Here is a 23,063-nt window from a genome sequence, read left to right on the forward strand (position 1 = left end):
GTGGCGGGTTGGGGGTCGGGGTGCGGAGCGGGTCGCCCCGCAGAGGCTTGCAGGACCTCAGCCAGGGCTTCAGCCCGCAGCGCTGGCGGCGGACGGTCGGGCTGAAGCCCTCCCTGAGGAGGGGGAAGCCCCTGCGGGGCTGATCGCTCGTGGCGGGTTGGGGGTCGGGGTGCGGAGCGGGTCGCCCCGCAGAGGCTTGCAGGACCTCAGCCAGGGCTTCAGCCCGCAGCGCTGGCGGCGGACGGTCGGGCTGAAGCCCTCCCTGAGGAGGGGGAAGCCCCTGCGGGGCTGATCGCTCGTGGCGGGTTGGGGGTCGGGGTGCGGAGCGGGTCGCCCCGCAGAGGCTTGCAAGACTTCAGCCAGGGCTTCAGCCCGCAGCGCTGGCGGCGGACGGTCGGGCTGAAGCCCTCCCTGAGGAGGGGGAAGCCCCTGCGGGGCTGATCGCTCGTGGCGGGTTGGGGGTCGGGGTGCGGAGCGGGTCGCCCCGCAGAGGCTTGCAGGACCTCAGCCAGGGCGTCAGCCCGCAGCGCTGGCGGCGGACGGTCGGGCTGAAGCCCTCCCTGAGGAGGGGGAAGCCCCTGCGGGGCTGATCGCTCGTGGCGGGTTGGGGGTCGGGGTGCGGAGCGGGTCGCCCCGCAGAGGCTTGCAGGACCTCAGCCAGGGCTTCAGCCCGCAGCGCTGGCGGCGGACGGTCGGGCTGAAGCCCTCCCTGAGGAGGGGGAAGCCCCTGCGGGGCTGATCGCTCGTGGCGGGTTGGCATTTGGGCTAAGCGCCGGGAAGCCCCGTAGGGGTTTCAATGGCTCGAAGAAAAGCTTCGGGACGTATCGAAAAAAGGCGTCAGCCGGTATTCAAAATAAAGTCGTCCAAACATAGTGAACAGGACAAAACCATGACCTGCTGGCGACTCCATTATCATCTCATCTGGTCGACCCAAGACCGTCAGCCTGCGCTCACAGCAGAAAGGGAGAAAATGTTCTATGGCGTGTTGTATCGCAAAGCCAAAGAGTTAGGCGTCAAGATCCACGCAGCGGGAAATGTGGAAGACCACGTGCATATCGTCGCCTCCATCCCGCCCAAACTGGCGGTTGCAGAGTTTATCCGTCATATAAAAGGCGCAAGCGCTCATGCTCTCAATCGCATTCCAGATAGCGACGGTCAGTTCAAATGGCAGGTCGGCTACGGCGCGTTGAGCGTCAGCGAACAATCTCTGGAAACGGTGATGACGTATGCCGCCAGACAAAAGGAACACCACCGGTCTGGAACGACAATTGTTGTTTACGAGCGAACAGAGGATGAGCCTTGAGAAGGCTCTCCATGCTTTGGGCACAGAACAGGCCAGCCCCAGTGGGGCTTCCACGACCTGAGTGAGGGCTTCAGCCCGAACGGATAACGCGGCGGTGGCACGTCCTGGTGGGGAGGGCGTGGGACCGTAGCGCGCGCGTAGGAACGGCCAGCCCCACTGGGGCTTCCACGACCTGAGTGAGGGCTTCAGCCCGAACGGATAACGCGGCGGTGGCACGTCCTGGTGGGGAGGGCGTAGGAACGGCCAGCCCCACCGGGGCTTCCACGACCTGAGTGAGGGCTTCAGCCCGAACAACGGATAACGCGGCGGTGGCACGTCCTGGTGGGGAGGGCGTGGGACCGTAGCGCGCGTAGGAACGGCCAGCCCCAGTGGGGCTTCCACGACCTGAGTGAGGGCTTCAGCCCGAACAACGGATAACGCGGCGGTGGCACGTCCTGGTGGGGAGGGCGTGGGACCGTAGCGCGCGCGTAGGAACGGCCAGCCCCAGTGGGGCTTCCACGACCTGAGTGAGGGCTTCAGCCCGAACGGATAACGCGGCGGTGGCACGTCCTGGTGGGGAGGGCGTGGGACCGTAGCGCGCGCGTAGGAACGGCCAGCCCCACTGGGGCTTCCACGACCTGAGTGAGGGCTTCAGCCCGAACGGATAACGCGGCGGTGGCACGTCCTGGTGGGGAGGGCGTGGGACCGTAGCGCGCGCGTAGGAACGGCCAGCCCCACTGGGGCTTCCACGACCTGAGTGAGGGCTTCAGCCCGAACAACGGATAACGCGGCGGTGGCACGTCCTGGTGGGGAGGGCGTGGGACCGTAGCGCGCGCGTAGGAACGGCCAGCCCCACTGGGGCTTCCACGACCTGAGTGAGGGCTTCAGCCCGAACGGATAACGCGGCGGTGGCACGTCCTGGTGGGGAGGGCGTGGGACCGTAGCGCGCGCGTAGGAACGGCCAGCCCCACTGGGGCTTCCACGACCTGAGTGAGGGCTTCAGCCCGAACAACGGATAACGCGGCGGTGGCACGTCCTGGCGGGGAGGGCGTGGGACCGTAGCGCGCGCGTAGGAACGGCCAGCCCCACTGGGGCTTCCACGACCTGAGTGAGGGCTTCAGCCCGAACGGATAACGCGGCGGTGGCACGTCCTGGTGGGGAGGGCGTGGGACCGTAGCGCGCGTAGGAACGGCCAGCCCCAGTGGGGCTTCCACGACTGAGTGAGGGCTTCAGCCCGAACGGATAACGCGGCGGTGGCACGTCCTGGTGGGGAGGGCGTAGGAACGGCCAGCCCCACCGGGGCTTCCACGACCTGAGTGAGGGCTTCAGCCCGAACAACGGATAACGCGGCGGTGGCACGTCCTGGTGGGGAGGGCGTGGGACCGTAGCGCGCGTAGGAACGGCCAGCCCCGCATTGCGCGCTGGGACGGTCCCGTCTGGCATTCACTGGGAAATGATCTGAACAACGCAGTCACCGCCATCGCAGTGGCGGGATTGGACGTCTGCGTGGACGGTACATTCATCGATGCCGGGAACCCCAACGCCGACCGCATCGCGCCATGGGGAGCGCTGCAACGTGTCTATCCGCCGCTGGTGTTGCAACAGAGAGAGGGTACAGGACAGGACCTTGACCCCGCGAGGTTCGCGGCGCTCGTTCAAGAGAGCGGTCCAGGATCCGCCGGCGCCCTCCAGACTGCTCTCATTCCGGCGGCGTGTGTGTCCTGTAGCGCTCTGCCGTGTGCGCTGCGTCTTCACTCCCCCACCAGGACGAGTCGATCACCGTCGATGGCGCCGCTCAACCGCATGGGCGCGTCTTCCACTCGCTGCCAGCGTTCCAGGTAGTCGCTGTAGCGGCTGCTCAACACATTGCCCGATTGTCCGGTCGTGTGCATGAACCGCGACGCGCTCAGATCGCTAAGGTCGATAATCTGGCGGTATGACGGTCCGTTGTATTGCAAGTATGGCTCGGTGATGCGCACCGGCGCGACATTGACGGTGAAATTGTCGCCGCCGTTGGGGATGCGTCGCTCGAAGACATTGCGCAGCGCCTCCACCTGGCTGAATGGATTATGAGGAAAGACTGCCTGGTGAACGCGATCCCAACGCCACTGCGCCGGATCGTTTTCGCCCTGCGCTTTTGCCATCGCCTCCAGCCCCTGCGTCAGCGCCTTTGCCAGCGTGGTTGCGCAGTCTTCTGTGACAGCAACCGTCGTTACGTTGTCGCACCACTCGTTGTGACCGTCGAGCAACACGGCGCGCAGCGCCATCGCCGGAAAGTCGCGTCTGGATTGGTACTGGCGGGTGAAGAGATCACGCAGTTCATCGGCAAAGATCGCTTCAATGGCGGCATAGTAGTACCCCTGGTAGACGGAGGCAGCCGCGCTATCGCCGCGCATAGCGCCGTCCCAGCCGCGCAGCAGTTCGAGCGCAGCGGCTTCACGCGGTCCGGTTGGCGAAACGGCGAGGAGCGTCGGCAATAACTCACGCGCCTGCACCGAGACAACGTCACCAAGCATCGCGCGCATATCGGCGACGGTCAACCGATTACCCTGATCGATCATCTCAACGATGCGCTGCGCCCGATATGGCGCTGCCCACGAAGTTCCCAGGAGATACGGATAGTCGTCGCCAATCACCCGATTGTTGGCAGTGACGATATAGCCTTGTGGCGGATTGTAGACGTGGGGCAACTCCTCGAACGGCACGTACCCAGCCCATTCGTATTCGTCGGTCCATCCCGGCACAGGCAACCTCCCATCGCCATTGCGACGGATGGGGAGCGCACCTGGGGCATAGTAGCCAATATTGCCCTCGACATCAGCGTAGACGAAGTTCTGCATTGGCGCTTTGTAATCGCGCAGCGCCGTCGTGAACTCTTCCCAGTTGTGCGCCCGGTTGATATTGAGAAAGGCGCGGATCGTGGCATCCTCCTCGTCGAGCGATGTCCAGCGAAATGCCAGCGTCTCGCCGGTGCCGGAGGTTACATCGCTGATGATTGGACCATGGCGGGTGATGCGCACCGTCAGCGTCACCGGCTCTGCGTCTTTGACATTGATCGTCTCGTCGATCAGCGTCACCGGTTCGCGCTTGCCATTGTATTCGACATAATTTTGGGCGTCAATCCGTTCGATATAGAGGTCCTGCACATCAGGACCGGTATTGGTCACACCCCAGGCGATCCGCTCATTGTAGCCAATAACGACTGCCGGCAGACCGGGGAAGGTGGCGCCGATGGAATTGATCGCGCCGCCCTGCATATGCGCCAGATACCAGATCGAAGGGATGCGGTTGCCGAGATGCGGATCGTTGACCAGCAGCGGCTTGCCGCTCGCGGTGCGCGCGCCGCCGATTACCCAGTTGTTTGAGCCGGCCAGCCGGTCACCCAATCCAGTCGTCGCATGCACTGTTTCCCAAAGATCGAGCATCGCGCGCGCCGTGTCGGGCTGGATCGCAGCGTCCGGTGGGGTGGATGCTGCTGCGGGACGGACCAACGCCGCGTCCGGCAGGATCAACGGTCCATCAGTCGTGTAGGCGGGCATCAGAAAATCGGCGTCCTCCGGTCCAATCTGCGCAATGAGCAGCGCGCGCATCACCTCATCGTTCCAGTTGCCGCCGAGGTCCCACGCCATCATTTTCGCCCAGACGAGCGAGTCGACCGGTTGCCACGGTTCAGGCTGAACGCCGAGGATGAGGAATTCCGGCGGCAGTGTCGGATTGGTGGACAGAAAGGCGTTGACACCAGCTGCGTAGGCTTCAAGGATGGCAATAGTGTTGGCATCGAGCCGTTCAAGGGCGCGGCGCGCAGCGCGCGCCACGCCAAGCGCGCGCAGGAAGCGGTCGGTGTTGAGCGTGGTTGCGCCGAAGACCTCGGAAAGTCGACCATGACCGATACGGCGCTGCACCTCCATCTGCCAGAGCCGTTCCTGTGCATGAACGAACCCCAACCCGAACGCAGCATCCGTCTCAGTTGCGCCGGTAATGTGCGCCACGCCATCGCTATCGCGCACAATCGTCACCGGGCCGCTGATCCCGCTGACCCGAATCTCACCGCTTGTCTGTGGCAGCGAGCGGCGCAACCATAGATACCCGCCGCCAGCGCCAAGCGCGGTCACGATGACCAGGACCAGCACCATCCAGAGAAGCAGGCGTTTCAGCAACCGCATTGTTGCCTCACAAACAGTTCAGCATCGAGGGAGATAACCGCGATTATACCATGGGTGAAAGGTTCAAGAGCGGACCGCACGCATGAGCATAGCAGGCTTGCATGGCGTTGGGATGCGCCGTTTTACCCTCACTCCCTGCCCCGCTCCTCCACGTGGGAGAGGGGCGACCGGCGCCGCGTGTGGGTCCGTCCCCCGGTGGGCGCGTCGGGATGTGCCATGCTAGTATGCTAGCACAACACATTATTTTACCGCCCCCCCTCGGTGGGCGTGCCGGTGTTCGCGGTCATTGCGCGACCGGCGCAGCCGGTCGAAGCAATCCCCTCATCCCCTGCCCCGCTCCCGCACGCGGGAGCGGGGCGACCGACGCCGCGTGGGGGTCCGTCCCGCTGAGGGGGCGCCAGTGAGCGCGCGGGGGGGGGGGCGGTCTGCCCGTCAACCCTCCGCGCGCGGGGGAGCAGGGTGAGGTGTGCGAAGATGCTAAGGTTGTCGCGTCATCAACCCTCCGCGCATGGGGGGCAGGGAGACTCGCCCGCCGAAACTGCGCCACGCTCATCGTCAACCCTCCGCGTGCGGGAGGCAGGGTGCAGCGTTGAGCCACCTCACGGTTGCAGGCGACAGCGCTTCGCGCTCACTTCGGTCGCGCTTGCGCTGCGCCTGAACCGCCCCGTTCGACCGCACGCACCCCGTATGCGGGTGAAGCTTCTTGCAGGTGATTGACAACGACTCGTTGTCTGACTATAATCATAGTCAACACGATCGTGGTCTCTAGGAATGGGTATGTCATCGCAGCAACGGTACACGCTGATCTATGCTCCTATAACCAAGGAACATCTGCGCTTTATTGACAAGAAGTATTATTCCCTGATCAGAGACACGATCATTGAACGATTATCCCTTGAACCAACCGAGCAAAATCGTAACCGTAAACCGTTAACCCGACCAGCATTTGAGGAGGCAACCTGGGAATTACGTTTCGGACCAGAGAATACCTTTCGAGTATTTTACGACGTCAACACTGACGACCGAAAAGTGTATATCCTGGCGATTGGCATCAAGCTACGGAATACCGTCTACGTTGGAGGAGAGAAAATCACACTATGAAAATCGCATCGGTCGCTGAAGTAAAGGCCAAGTTTAGCGCCTATCTCAAGGCGAGTGAAGAAGAATTGGTGGTGATTACCCGCAATGGCAAGGCGGTTGGCGTTCTCCTGCCAATTGAGGATGACGATGATCTTGAACGACTAGCCCTTGCGTACTCCAAGCAGTTTCGCTCACTCCTTGACAACGCGCGAAAGGAAATCGCTGCTGGAAAAGGTATCTCCCATGACGATTTCTGGAACGATAGTGAGCTAGATAGCGAAGAGCCGACAGAAGAACGATCCGAATAGGGTGCATAAACGCGTTTCTGCACAGTATCATACGTCTCAATGAGAATTTTGTATCCGTTCTGGACTTTTGCAAAGTCCTATACTGCTCCCCTGGACAGTCAGACCACCACAGCGCTGGACGGTGAAGCGCCGGGTCGCTCTGGTATTGGCGATCCTGCGCGGCGAGACGATTGCGTCCGAGTCCGTCCGCCGCCACGGACTGACCGTCGCCGAGATTGAGCGGTGGAAAGAGCGCTTCCTCGGTGGCGCCGAGAACGCCCTGCGCAGCCGACCGCTCGACGATGAGGACCTCAAAGACCAGAAGATCAAGCGTCAGCAGCGCAAGGTCGGCGAGTTGGTGATGGACATCGACATCCTCAAGGAGTCCAGCAAGACAAACCCTTCTCAGCGGCGGATGCGCGACGAGTGAAGGAGGTGACGCCCAAGGCATCCCTCCGCCGTATCTGCCGCGCCTTGGATGTCACGCGTTCCATACTCTATGACGGTGATGGCGTCACTGAACTTGAGGGGGCGCGCTCGCTGAGCACAAACACGCTCCCGACCCTGTCTCGGCGAGCAATCTGGCGCGCGACCAATCCCTGCTTTCCCGCATCAAGGCGCTGATCGAGGAGTTCCCGACCTGCGGTTGCCGCCGTATCTGTGCGCTGCTGCGCACGCGCGACCAGCCGGTGATCAATCGCACGAAGGTCCATTGACTGATGCGCGAGCAGCGCTGGTTGATCACCCAACGCTCAACCGGTCCAAAACCGCGGGCGGAGAAGTCGCGCTCGCATACCGAGCGCTCAAACGAGCGTTGGGCGATGGACATCACGCACGTTTCGTGCGGCGCCGACGGCTAGGGGCGTCTCGTGGCCGTGATTGATTGCCACGACCGGGGATCGTCGGCTGGGAGTTTGCCCTGCGCGGACGGGCACAGGAAGCGGAACGGGCGTCGGAGATGGACTGTCTGGCGCGCTTTGGTACGCTGCGACCGACAGGCGACACACCAGTTCTGCGTAGCGATAACGGGCTGGTGTTTCTGAGCCGGCGCTTCCGTGGGGCCTGCACGTTCTATCGGCTCAGCCAGGAGTGCATCACGCCCTATACACCAGCGCAGAACGGGCTGATCGCGCGCTTCTTTCGGAGCTGCAAAGAGGAATGCGTCTGGCGGCACAGCGTCACAAGCGTCGCAGAGGCCCGTCGAGCGGCGCGAACGTGGCTGGAGTGGTACAACCGCGAGCGGCCACACCACGCCTTGGACTGCCTGAGTCCGCAAGAGTATCGAGCCAAGCCGCTGCCGCTGGCGTCTGACCCGCCAGTTCAGAGCTTGCGAGCGGCGTAGCTCGGGAGCGAAGCGGACGAGCGCGTCCGCTCGCAAGATCGCGGCGAAGCCGCGCCAAACCACCGGCTCGGTAGGACCCGAAAGTGGTTTGACAAATGGGGGGCATTACAACCTACTTAACTACACCTGTAGTATTAAGGGGGTAAAGGAGAGGGTCCGGTCTGCCCGCGCGAGGGGCAAGACACTGCCGCGCCGCCGAACTGGATCGGCGGGAGGACTTGCCGCTATCAGACCATACCCTATCGCTCTAATGGTCTAACGAGGTAAGTCCTTCTCTACGGGAATGGAGCGGGGAGGTTGTGTCGTCGCTGGCGTGTTACGATCTGTCTGCTCATGCAAGATGCGGCCGCGTTGCACTCTCCTGCACGAGCAGATTAAGTCAGAGAGCATAGATTGCCTGCCGTTATGCATCACGATGGCGCCTTAGCGCGAAACGTATACACGGCAAGACCGATCAGCACAACGACCGCAAGCCCGACAGAGATGCGCGGGTCCAGCATTGCCGTAAAGAGGACCAGAACCGCCGCCAGGCTTTCGATTATTCCTTCCGTCTTGCTCCTCATCGTATGCTCCTTTGTGCGCTGCGCCGTTTGGCGTTGACAGCTCGGATGCGCGCAGGCTGCCAACATACTCCCCTTCGCACCGCGCTTTCCGAAGCCTGATTGTCGGCGCCCGACATCGAACGCGAGCAATCATAGCATCGTCGAGCGTAAGCGCAGGTTAGATATAAAATAACACGACGAGCCTTTCCAGGTGTAAAACATCGTGTCTCTTGCGTAATCATTCATCAACCGACGTTAGTGGCATGCGAATACAAGAACAGCGGGCATTCAAAAACCCGCTCCCGACAAGGGAGCGGGTGTCCTTTTGGTGGAGATGGGGGGAGTCGAACCCCCGTCCAGCAAAGTTAGACTCAGGCGTCTACAAGCTTAGTCCGTCGTTTGCTGTCGCTCGCAGTCGCACGGCGGACAGAGCGACTTTTGAGCCATCCTGCTCATCTTAGCCCGGCGTTGCAGGCATTCGCCGGGAGCGCCCCGACTTGCTGACGCTCGATCTTACTCCATCGGGGTGAGAGCAAGGGAGCGGGCTGCTGTTTTCTTAGGCAGCCAGAGCCATCGCCGGCTTGAAGGCGACGACTTTGTTGTTGTTGGCAGTTATGCCGTTGCCCCTTTAACGAGACTGGGCGGCTCGGCTTGCAACCTGAGACATCCTTCCCTGTCGAGACCAGTCATCCCCAAACGTATGCAATATTATACCAAAAGGGAAGAGGAGTGTAAAGGAATATGCGTTAGAACATTGTTAGTGTCTCAGCGCCACGACGCTCCTCGTAGAAGAGACGCAAACGCTTCCGGCTGCGACCAGCGCGCAGGGATGGACACCTGCTCCGCCAACCGGAAATCCTCTTCAGTCCAGACAATCTTGCCTCTTTACAAAACTGCCTCCATACTCTAAATAGTGTTGGAATGAGCGGGTTGTAACTACCACGCACCATTAGCGGATAGCCCGCATTTGAGATGACATCAGCACGAAACTCAACCGATGGAGAATGATCCTCGTCATTTTGCCATACAATATCGCCTTCTATCCGCTTTGTGTTGTCGTTGAGAATGTCCTGAAACTCTTTGTTCGTTAGCATCTTTGATGCTCCATTATCTGCCGAGACATTCGGATTAGAGTCTAAAACTTCTACTGACGCCACGACTAATCTGACTTGCTATCACTTCTGTTTGGAATTGACCTGACGTCGCTATGCTTCTTTGCGCAGGTATTTTCCGACCAGGAGTTCAACCTGCGCGAGTTTTTCGGCAGGGATGACGGCAGGGTCGGTGATGATGGCGGTCGCCAGTGCATGGTGCGCCGGGCTGTCGAAGCCATCGCCGATCAGCGGGATAACGCGCCGCACGACATCCTGTGCCAGCCGCGCGTTTGCCTGGAGGACCTGAACGACCATCTCGACGGTGACGGCGTCGTGCCCCGGATGCCAGCAATCGTAGTCAGTTACCATTGCCAGCATTGCGTAAGCGATCTCCGCCTCGCGCGCCAGTTTGGCTTCGGGAAGCGCCGTCATACCGATCAGGTGGTGTCCACGGCGCCGGTTTTCTTCACTTTCCGCAAGCGTGCTGAACTGTGGACCTTCCATGACCACCAGTGTGCCGCCGCGATGCACGGTTGCGCCGGCGGCGCGCGCCGCCTGTTCCAGGCGATCGGACAACCCGGCGTCAAACGGGCGGTCGAACTGCACGTGCGCCACCAACCCGCCGCCGAAGAAGGTATCGGGGCGATGCCCTTTGGTACGGTCGTACAACTGGTCAGGAATGACGATGTGCCCGGGAGCGTACTCTTCGCGCAAGCTGCCGACGGCGCTGACCGCAATCAGGTAGCGCACGCCAAGCATGCGAAAGCCGTACATATTGGCGCGACTCGGGACTTCACTCGGTGAGAGGCGATGACCAACGCCATGGCGTGGCAGAAAGGCGACGCGATACCCTTCGATTGTGCCGATCACATAGGCGTCGCTTGGTGCGCCGAACGGGGTCTGCAACGTCACACGCTCAACATCGGCGAGACCTTCCATCGCATACAGGCCACTCCCGCCAATGACGCCAATTGTTGCGCGCGGTTCCGTCTGTTGCAGTGCGGTCATCAGTTTCTCCGGGGAACGTCACACCGCCTCGTCCATACGGCGGCGGTACTCCTGCCGTTCGGCGGAGCGCGGCACCAGGATCGGGTGCCCGCGCCCTTCGACTACTTCGGCATTGATAATGCAGCGTCCGATGTGCTCCTGCGACGGCACTTCATACATTACGTCGAGCAGGATGTCCTCGACGATTGTGCGCAGGGCGCGCGCCCCCGTTTTCGACCTGAGCGCCCGATCCGCGATGGCTTCGAGCGCATCGGGCGTGACCTCAAGTTCGACGTGGTCGAGGGCGAGCATCTTCTGGTACTGTTTGATGATCGCGTTGCGCGGTTCGGTCAATATCCGAATCATCGCCTGCTTATCGAGCGGATCGAGCGCTGCGACGACCGGCAACCGTCCGACGAATTCAGGGATGAAGCCATAGCGCAGCAAGTCGTCCGGCGTCACTTGCGACAGCAGCGATGTCGGTGCGTCGGACGGCTCGCCAGCGTGGAAGCCAATGCTGCGCTTGCCGCCGATGCGCTGATCGATGATCTTGTCGAGACCCTCGAAGGCGCCGCCACAAATGAACAGCACATGGGTCGTATCGAACGAGATATACTCCTGCTGCGGATGTTTGCGTCCGGGAACCGGCGGAACGTGCGCCACGCACCCTTCGAGAATCTTCAATAACGCCTGCTGCACCCCTTCGCCCGACACATCGCGTGTGATCGACGGATTATCGCTCTTGCGCGCGATCTTATCGATCTCGTCGATGTAGATAATCCCCGTCTGTGCGCGCTCAATGTCGCCATCCGCCGCCTGGATCAACCGCAGCAGAATGTTCTCGACATCCTCGCCGACATACCCGGCTTCGGTCAACGCCGTTGCATCGGCAATCGCAAAGGGCACATCGAGCACGCGCGCCAGCGTCTGCGCCAGCAGCGTTTTGCCGCTGCCGGTTGGACCGATCAGCAAAATATTGCTCTTGCCGATCTCGATATCGTCAGCACTCTGCCCGGCGCGCAGTCGCTTGTAATGATTGTAGACCGCAACCGAAAGCACCACTTTTGCGCGGTCCTGCCCGATGACATACTGATCAAGCCACTCACGCAGTCGGCGCGGTGTTGGCAGGCGTGCTGGCAGGCTGGCGGACGAACGTCGTGTTGATGGACGCGCGCCGGTTTCTTCCGCAATGATGGCGCTACACAGCGCCACGCACTCATCGCAGATAAAAACCGTGCCGGGACCGGCGATCAGACGCTGCACCTCCTCCTGTCCCCGTCCGCAAAAGGAACAGAGGTATGCGCCGCGACCATTCGGCGAGTTGGGATTACCGCCGCGTGTGCGAGACATAGGCACTCCTGTGGCTGCTCAACGGCGCTCGCTGGCAGCCGGCAGATCTTCGCGGGTCAGAATTTCGTCGATGATACCATACTCTTTCGCCTGCTGCGGATCCATGAACAAGTCGCGGTCGAAGTCGCGCGCAATGCGTTCGAGCGGTTGACCGGTATCCTTCGCCAGCAATTCACGGATCAACTGCTGCTCGCGCAGCAATTCGCGCGCCATGATCTCGACGTCGGGCGCATAGCCGCGCGCGCCGCCACCCGCCGGGTGCATATGAATGGTCGAGTGCGGCAGGCTATAGCGCTTGCCTTTGGCGCCGCCCGCAAGAATCGGCGTCGCCATGCTGCCTGCCATACCGACGCAAACAGTCGCCACATCGGGACGAATGACCTGCATAGTGTCGTAGATTGCCAGACCGGCCGTGATCGAACCGCCGGGGCTATTGATATAGAGCCAGATGTCGCGGTCCGGGTCTTCGTGCTCAAGGAACAGCAACTGCGCGACGATCAGGTTGGCGATCTGATCCTCGATTGGTGTGCCTAGCAGAATCACGCGCTCTTTCAGCAATCGCGAGTAAATATCGTAAGCGCGTTCGCCACGATTAGTGCTTTCGACCACCATCGGGATGAGCGACTCAATCCGCGGCGCGGTCCAGTCGACGCGATGGTTTGATTGCCAGATACCCATACGGTTTACTCCATTCCTGGTTTGTGGGCTGCCGCTTCGACAGCAGCGCCGTCTTCCGTAGACGCAATCGTGTCATTTCCTTCTGATACGGCAGGCGCTGCTTCGGGGATGGAATCCACTGCGCCCGTTGGTGTTTCAGCGATTTCGGCGGCAGGCGTTGCGCCCGCGGCTTCATGGGTTTCGTCGGCGACAGCGGGCGTCGTCTGCTGCTCGAACGACGGATCGCCGGTCGCAATCGCAAGAAGACGGCGTCGCAGTTTGCGATCCACAATTCCGGCGGCGACGAACGAACGCAACTCCGAACCCAGAATGATGCGCGCGCTGTCGCGCTGCTCCTCTTCCATGCTTGCCACAATATCTTCAATCTCTTGCGTGATCTCCGTCTCGTCCGGCGCCAGCCCTTCGGCTCTGGCGATCTCACGCAGTACGAGGCCGCGTTTCGCGCGTTCTTCGGCTGCCGGTTTCAACCGCTCGATCAGGGCTTCGCGCGTCGTGCCCTGCGCTTCGTAGACCTGTTCTGGACGAACGCCATAGCGTTCGTACTCCCCCTCGCGCTCGCGCAGGATGCTGTCCGCCTCACGCTCGATCAGCGCCTCGGGCAGATCGAAGGTTGTAGCGGCCACCACCTGGCGAACATATTCGAGGAAGACGCGGTCCTCAGCACTCTTGCGCGCTGCGGCGATGAGTTCCTGGCGTGTTTTCTCGCGCAGTTCGTCGAGCGTCCCCTCGAAGTTCTCCAACGCCGGCAATTCATCCCATTCCGGCAGAAGACGCTCCTGAATCTCCAGCACATTGACGACAAAGCGCACATCCTTGCCACGCACCTGCTCATTCTCGTGGTCGTCCGCCATGCGGACGGTCACATCGACCATGGTGTTTGGTGAGACGCCCAGCAGCGCCTCGTATAATCCGGGCACGATGCGTTCAGGATCGAGCACCAGCGTGGATTGCGGGATTTCCTCGCCTTCTCCGCGCGATTCGAGCAGTTTGCCATCGACATACGTTTCGATCTGAACGGTCAGTTGATCGCCGTGTTGCGCCGGGCGCGGCTCTTCGAGTGAACGGAGCACGACGTGACGGTCCCGAAGATGCTCCATCGCGTGATTGACCATCTCGTCCGTCACCGCGTCCTGCTCAAACGGCACGCGAATGGCGCGGTAGTCGGGCAGTTCGACGGTCGGCGCGACCGGCACTTCGACTGTAAAGTTAAACGGTGGATTGTCGAGGTTCACGGCGGTCAGATGCGCCTGTGCGTATGGTTCGATCCCTTCCTGCTTGAGCGCTTCCTGGAACGCCTTCTGGATCAGATCATCGGAAGCTTCTTCGAGCAAAGCTTCGCGCCCAAAATAGTTTTCAACAATGAAACGAGGCGCCTTGCCTTTGCGAAATCCGGGGATGTTGTATTTTTGCGACATCCGGCGCGCCGCACGATCCAGCGCTTTCTCGATCTGTTCTTTATCGAGTTCGACGGTCAGTTCGAGAACACTGCGCGGTTTCTTTTCGGTTGTGACCTTCACCGACACCACTCCAGAGTGCTAGAAAAAGTAAAGCAATTCTTGTGTATTATAGCACGATGGAGCACATGTGCAACGCTGCGGATGCGGGTACAGACCGCGCAGGCACATCCGCGCGGCCGTTTACGCTCGCGTTCCCGCGTTGAGGGCAGGAAGCGCCTTGTGCGCGGGGCAGGCGGGAATGCCGGGGTGCGGCGCACGGGGGCGCCTTTTGCGCAGGGTTGCGCTTCGTGGTACTCTGAGAGAGGAAATAGAGCGTTGGATGTGAGGAGCCGGTCGAACGATCTGGCTCCCTTTCGGTGTTGGTGTATGACGACAACGACTATTCTTTCAATGACCGCGCTCCTCAATGAGATTACGTCGCTTGCGCCGGTTCAGGAACTGATGGCGACGCTCCGTTCATGCGCTGGCGCGCGCCTGCACATTGCGCCCGCGCCGGGAGCCGCGCGCACGCCATTGGTTGCTGCCGTCGCTGTCAATGCTGCTGCGCCGATGGTGTATGTCGTGAGCACGACCGATGCAGCATTGCGCGCGTATGACGATCTGCGCCAGTGGCTTGGCGATGATCGGGTGGTGATCTTTCCGGCGGGTGATGCACTGCCGTATGAGCATATGTCTACCGGCAGCGATGTTCTTGCAGCGCGTATGCGCGTTTTGCGTCGCCTGGCTGCGTTCGTTGCCGCCGATGGTATGCCGTCGGTGATCGTTGCTCCGGTCAAGGCGTTGATGCAGCCAACGCTGACGCCGGATGAACTGCGCACCGGCAGTATTCGCCTGGAGCGAGGCGTCCCATGCCTTCTGGACGATCTCATGGAACGGCTGATCGATCTGGGGTACCGCTATGCGCCAACGGTCGAAGAGCCAGGGGAGGTCAATCGGCGTGGCGGCATTATCGACGTGTTTCCGCCGGGAGACGATCTGCCGCTGCGGATTGAGTTCTTTGGCGATGAAATCGATAGCCTCCGCCGTTTCGATCCGTTGACGCAGCGCAGTGAGGCGCAGATCAGCGCCGCGATCATTGATCCACCGCACGAGTTTCCGTTATGGCAGCGCGCGGCGGCCCTGGAGCGCATGCGCAACATTGATACATCGACGTTGCGGCGTGAGGCGCTCGATGAGTGGTTGCGGGCCTTCGAGCATATCCAGCGCGGTGAGCGGTTCGAGGGGCGTGCGCTCTTTGCGCCGTTCTTCCGTGACGCGATGGATGCGCCTGCGACGTTGCTGCGCCATCTGCCGTCGGGCGCTATCGTGGCGCTTAACGATGCCTTGCTTCTGGCGCAGCATGCCGCAGAACTCGATCATCAGGCAGAAACGCGCCGCCGCCAGCAGATCGATGCTGGCGAACTTCCAGCAGCGTTTCCGCGTCCCTATCTGCGCTGGCACGAACTCATCGCACAGGCGGAATCGTTGACGCTGGCGGATTTCAGCAATAACGAGCGACCGATCTGGGACGCGCTCCTCCCTGATCCTGTACTGTCCGATGCGTTTCAGCAGGGCAACGGCGCCGAGCCGACGATCCCGCGCCCGGCGCCGGATTCGTCGGATGCACGGTTTCGCCTGCATCTTCTGCCGGAACGCCTGTTTTTGCCTGCCGATCTGTTTGGTGGGCAGATTCGGCGTCTGGTTGAGGATATTGTCGAACGACTGCATGCTGGCGAGCGGGTCATCGTTGTGACGCCGCAGGCGGCGCGCTTGCAGGAGTTGGTCGCGGAAGGGATGCAGCGCGATATTGAACCGGCAGTCGATCCATCGCTGTTTACTGCTATCCATGGCTCGCTCGACGCCGGGTTCCGTCTGCCCGCGTTGCGCCTGACCCTCTTCAGCGACAGTGAAATCTTTGGTTGGCGGCAGCGCCGGATTGTAACCGGGAAGCAACGGCGACGCGAACGGAGCGTCGAAGATCGCGCAGCGTTCCTGCGCGGTCTGAAACCAGGCGACTATGTGGTCCATATCGAGCACGGCATTGCCGTCTATGAAGGATTGGTGCGGCGCAGCGTCGGCGGCGTCGCGCGCGACTATCTGAACCTGCGGTATGCTGAAGGCGACCGGCTCTACGTTCCGGTCGATCAGATCGACCGCGTTTCGCGGTATATCGGCGCCGGTGATGCCGAACCGCAGTTGACTCGCCTTGGCACGCAGGATTGGGAGCGCGCGAAACGCAAAGCGCGCGCCGCAGTGCAGGACCTGGCGGACGAGTTGATCGGTCTCTATGCGCAGCGCCAGCTGGCAGAGGGGCATGCATTCAGCCCGGATACCGAGTGGCAACGTGAACTCGAAGCCAGTTTTCCATACGTCGAAACCCCCGATCAACTCAAAGCGATCATCGATGTCAAGCGCGATATGGAACAGCCGCAGCCAATGGATCGCCTGATCTGCGGTGATGTCGGGTTTGGCAAGACGGAAGTGGCGCTGCGGGCGGCGTTCAAAGCTGTGCAGGACGGCAAACAGGTGGCGGTGCTGGCGCCAACGACGGTGCTGGTTCAGCAGCACTACGATACCTTCAGCCGGCGCATGGCAGCGTTTCCTGTCCGGGTCGAGATGATTTCGCGCTTTCGTTCGGCAAAGGAACAGAGTGACATCGTGCGACGGCTGGCGCGTGGCGAGATCGATGTGATCATCGGCACCCATCGCCTGCTCTCGAAGGATGTGGTCTTCAAAGATCTCGGATTGCTGGTGGTCGATGAAGAGCAGCGGTTTGGCGTGCGCCATAAAGAACGCATCAAGCAATTGCGTACAAATGTGGACGTTATCACCCTGACAGCAACTCCGATTCCGCGGACGCTCCATATGGCGCTGGCAGGAATTCGTGATCTGAGCGTGATCGACACGCCGCCTGAGGATCGCATTCCGATCAAAACCTATGTCCTTCCATACGACGAGAACCTGATCCGCGAAGCCATCCTGCGCGAACTTGATCGTGGCGGTCAGGTCTACTTCGTTCACAATCGGGTGCAGAGCATTTACTACGTCGCCGACCGGCTGCGCCAGTTAGTGCCGGAAGCCAGAATCGCGGTTGGTCACGGGCAACTCGACGAACGCCAGTTAGAGCGGGTGATGCTCGACTTCTTCACCGGTAGGGATGATGTGTTGGTCTGTACCACGATCATCGAGAGCGGGCTGGATGTTCCAAATGCCAACACGATCATTATCGACGATGCAACGCACTTCGGGCTGGCGCAGTTGTACCAGTTGCGCGGACGGGTGGGGCGCGGCACGCAGCGCGCCTATGCCTACCTCTTCTATCGGTCGGAACGTCCTTCGACGCCGGAGGCGCAGGAGCGACTTCAGGCGATCCAGGAGGCGACTGAACTTGGCGCCGGGTTCCGCATCGCTATGCGCGATCTCGAAATTCGAGGCGCGGGGAATCTGCTCGGCGCCGAGCAGAGCGGGCACATCGCCGCCGTGGGGTTCGATCTCTACTCACGGCTGCTCGAACAGGCTGTGCGCACATTGAAGCAGCGGTTGATTGCGACCAACCTGATCACCGGCGCCGACGTATTGCGCGCGACCCCGACGACAGAGACGACTGCGCCGACCCCGCTGCGACCATCGCCGGCGCCCAGGCAACCGCCGGTCAGGGTCGATGAGAAGGTGCTGATTTCGCCGCTGGTCACCCTCGATCTTCCGCTCGACGCTTATCTGCCCGTCGATTATATTCCTGATGACCAGGTGCGGCTGGCGGCATACCAGCGCATGGCGGAGGCGCAGACGCCAGAAGCAGTGCATGATCTGCGCCAGGAATTGCGGGATCGCTTCGGTGAACTTCCGGAACCGGCGGAACAGTTACTCATCTGGTTGCGGATCAAAGCGCTTGCACTGGCGGCAGGCGTGACGTCGGTGGTCACGACCGATGAGGAGTTCATTGTGCGGCTGCCGGAAGGCGCCAACAGACAGCGGACGCGGTTGGAACGTCGTTTTGCTCGCACCAGGGGCATTCGCATCGGTCCGCAGTTCGTGCGCATCGACCGGCGGGTTTATAACGTGGGGGGCGACCCGGCGTGGATCGAGGTGATGTGCGAGGTGTTGGGGGTGTTGGGGGTGAAGGATTGAAGGTTGCGCGGTGAAAGTTGCCGGTTGCGTTATTGCGCCACACCCGTGCAACCGCTTGCACGGGCAAGGTGTCAGGGAGTGGGAGTGGGCGCGGCGTCCGGCGTGGCAGATGGCGTCAGCAACGCGGTTGGCGTGGTGTCCGGCGTGACAGATGGCGTCCGCAACGTGGTTGGCGCAGCGTCCGGCGTGGCAGAAGGAGACGCAGTCGTTGGCGATGGCGTCCCGGCATTCGCCGAGCCGGTGGTGGCGGTTGGCGTCGTTTCAGGGGTGGCTGTTTCGGGAGAAGCGGTGACTGTCACGACCGTTGTCGCAGTGATGGATGGCGTTGGCGAGGCAGGCGTCTCAGTCGGCGTCTCAGTCGGCGTTTCAGTCGGCGCCTCAGTCGGCGTTTCAGTCGGCGCCTCAGTCGGCGTTTCAGTCGGCGGAGGTGGTGGGGGCGGTGGAGGCGGCGGAATAAATACCGGCGCCTGAGTCGTCGGAATCGGCGTAGGAGGTTCGGGGGTCGGCGTCTCGGTTGGACGCGGTGTTGCCGTAAACGTCGGTGACGGCACAGGGGTCCAGGTTGGTGGAAGGGGCGGCGTTTCGGTGAGCAGCACCGTCACCATTGGACGTGCCGGTTGCGCCTGACCGGACGCGCCAAACACCCCTGCTCCGAAGAGCACCGCGACCAGCGCGACTATCACAATCCCAGCGCCGATCGGACCGATGACCGTCCAGCGCATGCCGCGCTGTGCAGGCGACCGACCGGGTCGCGCGGTTGACGGCGGCAAGACCTCCGATGGAGATGATTCCCTCGCGCGGATCGACGGCGCGCCAATCGGCGTTGGCGATGCAGCGCGCACCATGTGGTCGGATGGCGGAGCAGGAGGGGCTGCTTCGGCGGCGTGCGGAGCCGTCGTCTGTGGCGATGCAAGGCGTGGCAGCGCCAGATCGGCAAGGACCTCCGGCGACACAGGGCGCACCCCATTGCGGCGGGCGACGATGCGCAACGCCTCGACAAAAGCGGCGCCGCTGCCAAAGCGTTGTTCAGGGCGCTTGGCAAGCGCGCGCGCCAGCACCAGGTCGAGTTCCGGCGGCTCGCGCGGCGCCAGCGAGGAAGGTGGCGGCGGCGGCGATTGCACATGCGCCATGATCAACTGCGGCGTTGCGCCAGAGAAGGGCACAACGCCGGTAATGATCTCATAGGTGACGATTGCCAGCGAGTAGAGATCGCTGCGCCCATCGACGCGCTGTGCCGATGCCTGTTCTGGCGAAATGTATTCCGGCGTTCCCATGAAGATGCCGGTGCGCGTGAGGCGCTCACCATCCGGCGCCTGCGCAATGCCGAAATCGGTCAGCAGCACACGCCCTTCAATATCGATCAGAATGTTGTGCGGCTTGACATCGCGGTGGACGGCGCCTTGAGCGTGGGCATGGTCGAGGGCATCGGCAATTGGCGCGATAATGCTGATCGCCAGTGCCAGACCGAGCGCGCCGCGTTCGCGGATAATGGCGTGCAACGTGCGCCCGCGCACATATTCCATGGCGATATACCGCAATCCGTGCGCCTCGCCGATGTCGTACACCGGGACAATATTGGGATGGCGAAGGTTTGCAACGGTGACCGCCTCACGTTCGAAGCGCCGTTCGAACTCCGGATCGAGCGCCAGGTGCGGCGCCATCACCTTGAGCGCGACGGTACGCTTGAGCGAGGTGTCCAATGCACGGTAGACGCGCGCCATCCCGCCGCGCCCAATTTCTTCCTGCACCAGATAACGCCCAAGAGTCTGACCAATAAGGCGGGTCATTCCTGCTCCTGCATCGCACCGGCGCGGCTTTGCGACCTGTGGTTCACTCGTCTTGTCACCGGATAGTCGCAGATGGTATAATCGCTTACAGTACCCGACGATTGTACCACATCACGTCGGCGATGCCGACGGCGCATGTGCAAAAGACATCTGGAGGACATCCATGCAGTCGGGACCCGTACCGATCCTGATGGTCCGGCGGCAGGACGCCGCAGCAATTCAGATCGAGTGGGATCGTCCGATCCTGACTGTGGGTCGTGACCCCGCCAACGATATTGTGATCGAACATCCGCTTGCGTCGCGCCGCCATGCGCGCTTCGAGCGCGACGAGAACGGGTATCTGATTCGCGATCTTGAGAGCACCAACGGAACATACGTCAATGGCGAGCGGATCGAAGGGGCGCAAGTGTTGCACAATCAGGATCGCATCTGGGTGGCTGATGCCGAGATTGTGTTCAACGACCCTGAAGCGACGCAGAAGGGACCGCTGCCGCTTGAGATTCTCAAGCGTGTGCGCGCGCACGAGGAGGCGTTGCGTGTCGATAGCCGCGCGAAAGAAGTCTATATCCACGGTAAACTCCTTGATCCGCCGCTGACGGTGAAAGAGTTTCAACTCCTCGAGTTGCTGTATGCCCACAAAGGGCAGGTGTTGAGCAAAGACGAGATTGCCAGGAATGTCTGGGATTACGAGGTGTACGATTACAACGCCATCGATGCGTTGGTCTATCGCCTGCGTCAGCGCATCGAGACCGATCCCGGCAACCCGCGCTTTGTCGTAACGGTGCGGGGATTCGGGTATAAACTGATCACGCAGCCGGAACATGGATGACGGGTGGGTGGTCTGATGATGTGTTCGACTACAGGAAGCGCGTCAGATAGTTCGCCATCGAAAGTGCAGATGCATGATCCATACGATGATTGCGCCGCGACGGTTACGCGGCATTATCGATCTCCCCGGCGATAAATCGATTTCGCACCGCGCTGTGCTGTTGAATGCGATAGCAACCGGTGCGGCTGAAGTTGCGAACTTTCTCACCGGCGCCGACTGTCTGTCGACGATTGCATGCGTTCAGGCGCTTGGCGTGCGCGTCGAGCGCCATGAGGACACGGTGCGGGTGTTTGGCGCGGGGTTGCGCAGCCTGCGCGAGCCGGTCGATGTGCTGGACTGCGGCAACTCCGGCACAACGCTGCGCCTTTTGACGGGTATGCTTGCCGGTCAGGAGGGGATATTTGCCGTGTTGACCGGCGATGCCTCGCTCCGTTCGCGACCGCAGCAACGGATTGTGGCGCCGCTGCGCGCGCTTGGCGCTACTCTCGACGGGCGGGATCGGGGGAATCGCGCGCCGCTGGTGGTGCGCGGCGCGTATCTTCACGGCGGCGCATACGATCTGCCGATTGCCTCGGCGCAGGTCAAGAGCGCCCTGCTGCTGGCGGCGTTGTTCGGCGACGGAACGCTCACACTGACCGGACGCACCGATGGACGCGATCACACCGAACGCATGCTGGCAGCCATGGGGGCAACAATCACGGTTGATGGACAGACCATCCGGTTGACGCCGCCGGATCGTTCCGAAGCGCTGCACCCGTTGTCGTTGCGAGTTCCGGGCGATCCGTCATCGGCGACGTTCTGGTGGGTGGCAGCCGCGCTCCATCCCGACGCCGAACTGACAACGACGGGCGTTTGCCTGAACCCGACGCGCACCGGCGCACTCGACGCGCTCCGCGCCATGGGAGCGCAGATCGACGTGGCGAATCAGCGTGTCGAAGGCGGCGAACCGGTGGGTGATGTGACTGTGCGTTCTTCGTCTTTGCACGGCATTGTGATTGAAGGAGCGCTTATTCCGCGCCTGATCGACGAACTGCCGGTTCTGGCGCTCGCAGCCGCCTGCGCTGAAGGCGAAACGATCATCCGCGACGCACAGGAATTGCGCGTCAAAGAAACCGATCGCATCGCTACGGTTGTGGCGGGATTGACGGCGCTCGGCGCAGTCGTGGAGCCGACAGAAGACGGCATGATCATTGCAGGCGGCGGCAACCTGCGCGGCGCTACGCTCGAAAGCCACGGCGACCATCGCCTGGCGATGACGTGGGCGATTGCCGGTCTTGTAGGAGCAGGTGAAACAACGCTGCATGGCGCGGAAGCGGTAGATGTGTCATACCCGGAGTTTTGGAATGTGCTGAGGCGGATACGTGAGTGAGGCAAGAGGCGAGCGGGATTGCAGGTAGAGAGCGACAACGCCGGACAGAGGGTTGACGGCGTTCTTCGTGGACCTTTGTGTCCTTCGCGGATCAAACAGAGGAGAGGTTGCGTCTGACACCGGTTTATACGCACCACATCGAAATCTACACCACCAGTCTGGTCATTTCCGGCGCGTATGATCTCGTCATTTATCGGCGCGTGAGCGATGCAATCAATGATGAACAGCGCCGCTATATCACGCTGCGCGATGCGATGATTGCGCCGCTAAGTCATGCCCATACCACCCAACGTTTGCCGCAACTCTTGTGCGACCGGTCGGAATCGGTGCTTGTGGCGACGTTGGCGGAAGCGCCGCCACCGCCCGACTATCCGCTCGAAGAGCAGCGGCGCGAGGTCGTGCCGCTCACGGCTATGTTTTTCACTACGGCTTTTGTCGTTCGCGGCACGTACTATGTGCGTCCGGGGTTGACTCTGGCTGAAGCGTTGGAGCGGAATACCGAGGAGTTCCTGCCGCTTCGCAATGTTCATATGTTCCCAATTGCTGGGGGGGCGCCGATCGTGCGTAACTTCGCTGCATTAGCGCACTCCAGAATTGTTGCGCTCTACCAGGTAAGGGAACTTCCTGCCCCTCCGCCACCGGCTTCTCCAGAACCGGTAGAACCGGCGCCTGCACCGCAGGAGGAAGTAGGGGGGTAGGTTGACATTAT

At 61.6% G+C, this 23,063-nt stretch carries 18 protein-coding genes and 1 other RNA gene; 10 read left to right on the top strand and 9 right to left on the bottom strand.

Features of this window, described 5'->3' with window-relative positions; genetic code table 11:
• The first annotated feature begins 889 nt into the window (after nt 1-889).
• Nucleotides 890-1,303 carry an IS200/IS605 family transposase gene (gene tnpA, locus RCAS_RS07510; RefSeq protein WP_012119991.1) on the top strand — a complete coding sequence of 138 codons (414 nt, stop codon included), beginning with the start codon at nt 890-892 and terminating at the stop codon, nt 1,301-1,303.
• Between the two features lie 1,730 nt (nt 1,304-3,033).
• Here the strand turns inward: tnpA and RCAS_RS07515 are convergent.
• Nucleotides 3,034-5,445 (bottom strand): penicillin acylase family protein, encoded by a 2,412-nt coding sequence (locus RCAS_RS07515; RefSeq protein WP_012119992.1) that lies wholly within the window; start codon nt 5,443-5,445, stop codon nt 3,034-3,036.
• Nucleotides 5,446-6,222: 777 nt separating this feature from the next.
• On the opposite strand from RCAS_RS07515, the gene RCAS_RS07520 reads away from it, so the two are divergent.
• The 5 genes from RCAS_RS07520 to RCAS_RS23255 all read left to right on the top strand — a co-directional run bounded on the left by RCAS_RS07520 (nt 6,223) and on the right by RCAS_RS23255 (nt 8,154).
• Nucleotides 6,223-6,546 carry a type II toxin-antitoxin system RelE family toxin gene (locus tag RCAS_RS07520; RefSeq protein WP_041330390.1) on the top strand — a complete coding sequence of 108 codons (324 nt, stop codon included), beginning with the start codon at nt 6,223-6,225 and terminating at the stop codon, nt 6,544-6,546.
• Nucleotides 6,543-6,833, top strand: a complete 291-nt coding sequence (locus RCAS_RS07525; RefSeq protein ID WP_012119993.1) for a type II toxin-antitoxin system Phd/YefM family antitoxin — start codon at nt 6,543-6,545, stop codon at nt 6,831-6,833. The genes RCAS_RS07520 and RCAS_RS07525 overlap by 4 nt, the downstream gene beginning before the upstream one ends.
• A 121-nt stretch (nt 6,834-6,954) precedes the next feature.
• A complete protein-coding gene (locus RCAS_RS07530; protein ID WP_049768805.1) occupies nt 6,955-7,242 on the top strand; it encodes a hypothetical protein in 288 nt (95 codons plus the stop codon).
• A gap of 169 nt (nt 7,243-7,411) precedes the next feature.
• Nucleotides 7,412-7,528: a hypothetical protein gene (locus RCAS_RS26470; protein WP_408638386.1), complete on the top strand. Its 117-nt coding sequence runs from the start codon at nt 7,412-7,414 to the stop codon at nt 7,526-7,528.
• Between the two features lie 167 nt (nt 7,529-7,695).
• Nucleotides 7,696-8,154, top strand: coding sequence for an integrase core domain-containing protein (locus tag RCAS_RS23255; RefSeq protein WP_198136017.1), 459 nt, complete (start codon nt 7,696-7,698; stop codon nt 8,152-8,154).
• Nucleotides 8,155-8,564: 410 nt separating this feature from the next.
• On the opposite strand, the gene RCAS_RS25030 is transcribed toward RCAS_RS23255, so the two are convergent.
• From RCAS_RS25030 to tig, 7 genes are all read right to left on the bottom strand, one after another.
• A complete protein-coding gene (locus RCAS_RS25030; protein ID WP_157042587.1) occupies nt 8,565-8,717 on the bottom strand; it encodes a hypothetical protein in 153 nt (50 codons plus the stop codon).
• A 305-nt stretch (nt 8,718-9,022) separates the two neighbouring features.
• Nucleotides 9,023-9,390: a transfer-messenger RNA gene (gene ssrA, locus RCAS_RS23870) on the bottom strand.
• Nucleotides 9,391-9,442: 52 nt separating this feature from the next.
• Nucleotides 9,443-9,790 (bottom strand): hypothetical protein, encoded by a 348-nt coding sequence (locus tag RCAS_RS25035; RefSeq protein WP_157042588.1) that lies wholly within the window; start codon nt 9,788-9,790, stop codon nt 9,443-9,445.
• A 111-nt stretch (nt 9,791-9,901) separates the two neighbouring features.
• Nucleotides 9,902-10,798: an S-methyl-5'-thioadenosine phosphorylase gene (gene mtnP / locus RCAS_RS07540; RefSeq protein WP_012119996.1), complete on the bottom strand. Its 897-nt coding sequence runs from the start codon at nt 10,796-10,798 to the stop codon at nt 9,902-9,904.
• An 18-nt stretch (nt 10,799-10,816) separates the two neighbouring features.
• Nucleotides 10,817-12,127, bottom strand: a complete 1,311-nt coding sequence (gene clpX, locus RCAS_RS07545; protein ID WP_012119997.1) for an ATP-dependent Clp protease ATP-binding subunit ClpX — start codon at nt 12,125-12,127, stop codon at nt 10,817-10,819.
• Nucleotides 12,128-12,145: 18 nt separating this feature from the next.
• Nucleotides 12,146-12,805, bottom strand: coding sequence for an ATP-dependent Clp protease proteolytic subunit (locus tag RCAS_RS07550; protein WP_012119998.1), 660 nt, complete (start codon nt 12,803-12,805; stop codon nt 12,146-12,148).
• Nucleotides 12,806-12,810: 5 nt separating this feature from the next.
• Nucleotides 12,811-14,322: a trigger factor gene (gene tig, locus RCAS_RS07555; RefSeq protein ID WP_232280200.1), complete on the bottom strand. Its 1,512-nt coding sequence runs from the start codon at nt 14,320-14,322 to the stop codon at nt 12,811-12,813.
• Between the two features lie 306 nt (nt 14,323-14,628).
• Between tig and mfd the strand changes: the two genes are divergently transcribed.
• On the top strand, nt 14,629-18,369 hold the full coding sequence (mfd, locus tag RCAS_RS07560) for a transcription-repair coupling factor (protein ID WP_012120000.1): 3,741 nt from the start codon (nt 14,629-14,631) through the stop codon (nt 18,367-18,369).
• Nucleotides 18,370-18,440: 71 nt separating this feature from the next.
• Here mfd and RCAS_RS07565 read toward each other — a convergent pair whose 3' ends face one another.
• The gene (locus RCAS_RS07565) at nt 18,441-20,156 is read right to left on the bottom strand and encodes a serine/threonine-protein kinase (RefSeq protein ID WP_012120001.1); all 1,716 of its coding nucleotides are present in this window, start codon (nt 20,154-20,156) and stop codon (nt 18,441-18,443) included.
• Nucleotides 20,157-20,319: 163 nt separating this feature from the next.
• On the opposite strand from RCAS_RS07565, the gene RCAS_RS07570 reads away from it, so the two are divergent.
• The 3 genes from RCAS_RS07570 to RCAS_RS07580 all read left to right on the top strand — a co-directional run bounded on the left by RCAS_RS07570 (nt 20,320) and on the right by RCAS_RS07580 (nt 23,052).
• Nucleotides 20,320-20,985 carry a winged helix-turn-helix domain-containing protein gene (locus RCAS_RS07570; protein ID WP_012120002.1) on the top strand — a complete coding sequence of 222 codons (666 nt, stop codon included), beginning with the start codon at nt 20,320-20,322 and terminating at the stop codon, nt 20,983-20,985.
• Between the two features lie 73 nt (nt 20,986-21,058).
• Nucleotides 21,059-22,354 (top strand): 3-phosphoshikimate 1-carboxyvinyltransferase, encoded by a 1,296-nt coding sequence (gene aroA / locus RCAS_RS07575; RefSeq protein ID WP_012120003.1) that lies wholly within the window; start codon nt 21,059-21,061, stop codon nt 22,352-22,354.
• Nucleotides 22,355-22,461: 107 nt separating this feature from the next.
• On the top strand, nt 22,462-23,052 hold the full coding sequence (locus RCAS_RS07580) for a hypothetical protein (protein ID WP_012120004.1): 591 nt from the start codon (nt 22,462-22,464) through the stop codon (nt 23,050-23,052).
• Nucleotides 23,053-23,063 lie beyond the last annotated feature (11 nt).

It is taken from the genome of Roseiflexus castenholzii DSM 13941 (genome assembly GCF_000017805.1).
In the GTDB taxonomy this organism is placed as follows: Bacteria; Chloroflexota; Chloroflexia; order Chloroflexales; family Roseiflexaceae; genus Roseiflexus; species Roseiflexus castenholzii.

Excerpts from the sequence above, each read along its gene's own strand:
- RCAS_RS07550 (WP_012119998.1), bottom strand. The coding sequence starts at position 12,805 with ATGGGTATCTGGCAATCAAACCATCGCGTCGACTGGACCGCGCCGCGG.
- mtnP (WP_012119996.1), bottom strand. The coding sequence starts at position 10,798 with ATGACCGCACTGCAACAGACGGAACCGCGCGCAACAATTGGCGTCATT.
- mfd (WP_012120000.1), top strand. The coding sequence starts at position 14,629 with ATGACGACAACGACTATTCTTTCAATGACCGCGCTCCTCAATGAGATT.
- RCAS_RS07570 (WP_012120002.1), top strand. The coding sequence starts at position 20,320 with ATGCAGTCGGGACCCGTACCGATCCTGATGGTCCGGCGGCAGGACGCC.
- RCAS_RS07515 (WP_012119992.1), bottom strand. The coding sequence starts at position 5,445 with ATGCGGTTGCTGAAACGCCTGCTTCTCTGGATGGTGCTGGTCCTGGTC.
- RCAS_RS07525 (WP_012119993.1), top strand. The coding sequence starts at position 6,543 with ATGAAAATCGCATCGGTCGCTGAAGTAAAGGCCAAGTTTAGCGCCTAT.
- tnpA (WP_012119991.1), top strand. The coding sequence starts at position 890 with ATGACCTGCTGGCGACTCCATTATCATCTCATCTGGTCGACCCAAGAC.
- RCAS_RS07520 (WP_041330390.1), top strand. The coding sequence starts at position 6,223 with ATGTCATCGCAGCAACGGTACACGCTGATCTATGCTCCTATAACCAAG.
- clpX (WP_012119997.1), bottom strand. The coding sequence starts at position 12,127 with ATGTCTCGCACACGCGGCGGTAATCCCAACTCGCCGAATGGTCGCGGC.
- aroA (WP_012120003.1), top strand. The coding sequence starts at position 21,059 with ATGATCCATACGATGATTGCGCCGCGACGGTTACGCGGCATTATCGAT.
- RCAS_RS07565 (WP_012120001.1), bottom strand. The coding sequence starts at position 20,156 with ATGACCCGCCTTATTGGTCAGACTCTTGGGCGTTATCTGGTGCAGGAA.
- RCAS_RS25030 (WP_157042587.1), bottom strand. The coding sequence starts at position 8,717 with ATGAGGAGCAAGACGGAAGGAATAATCGAAAGCCTGGCGGCGGTTCTG.
- RCAS_RS25035 (WP_157042588.1), bottom strand. The coding sequence starts at position 9,790 with ATGCTAACGAACAAAGAGTTTCAGGACATTCTCAACGACAACACAAAG.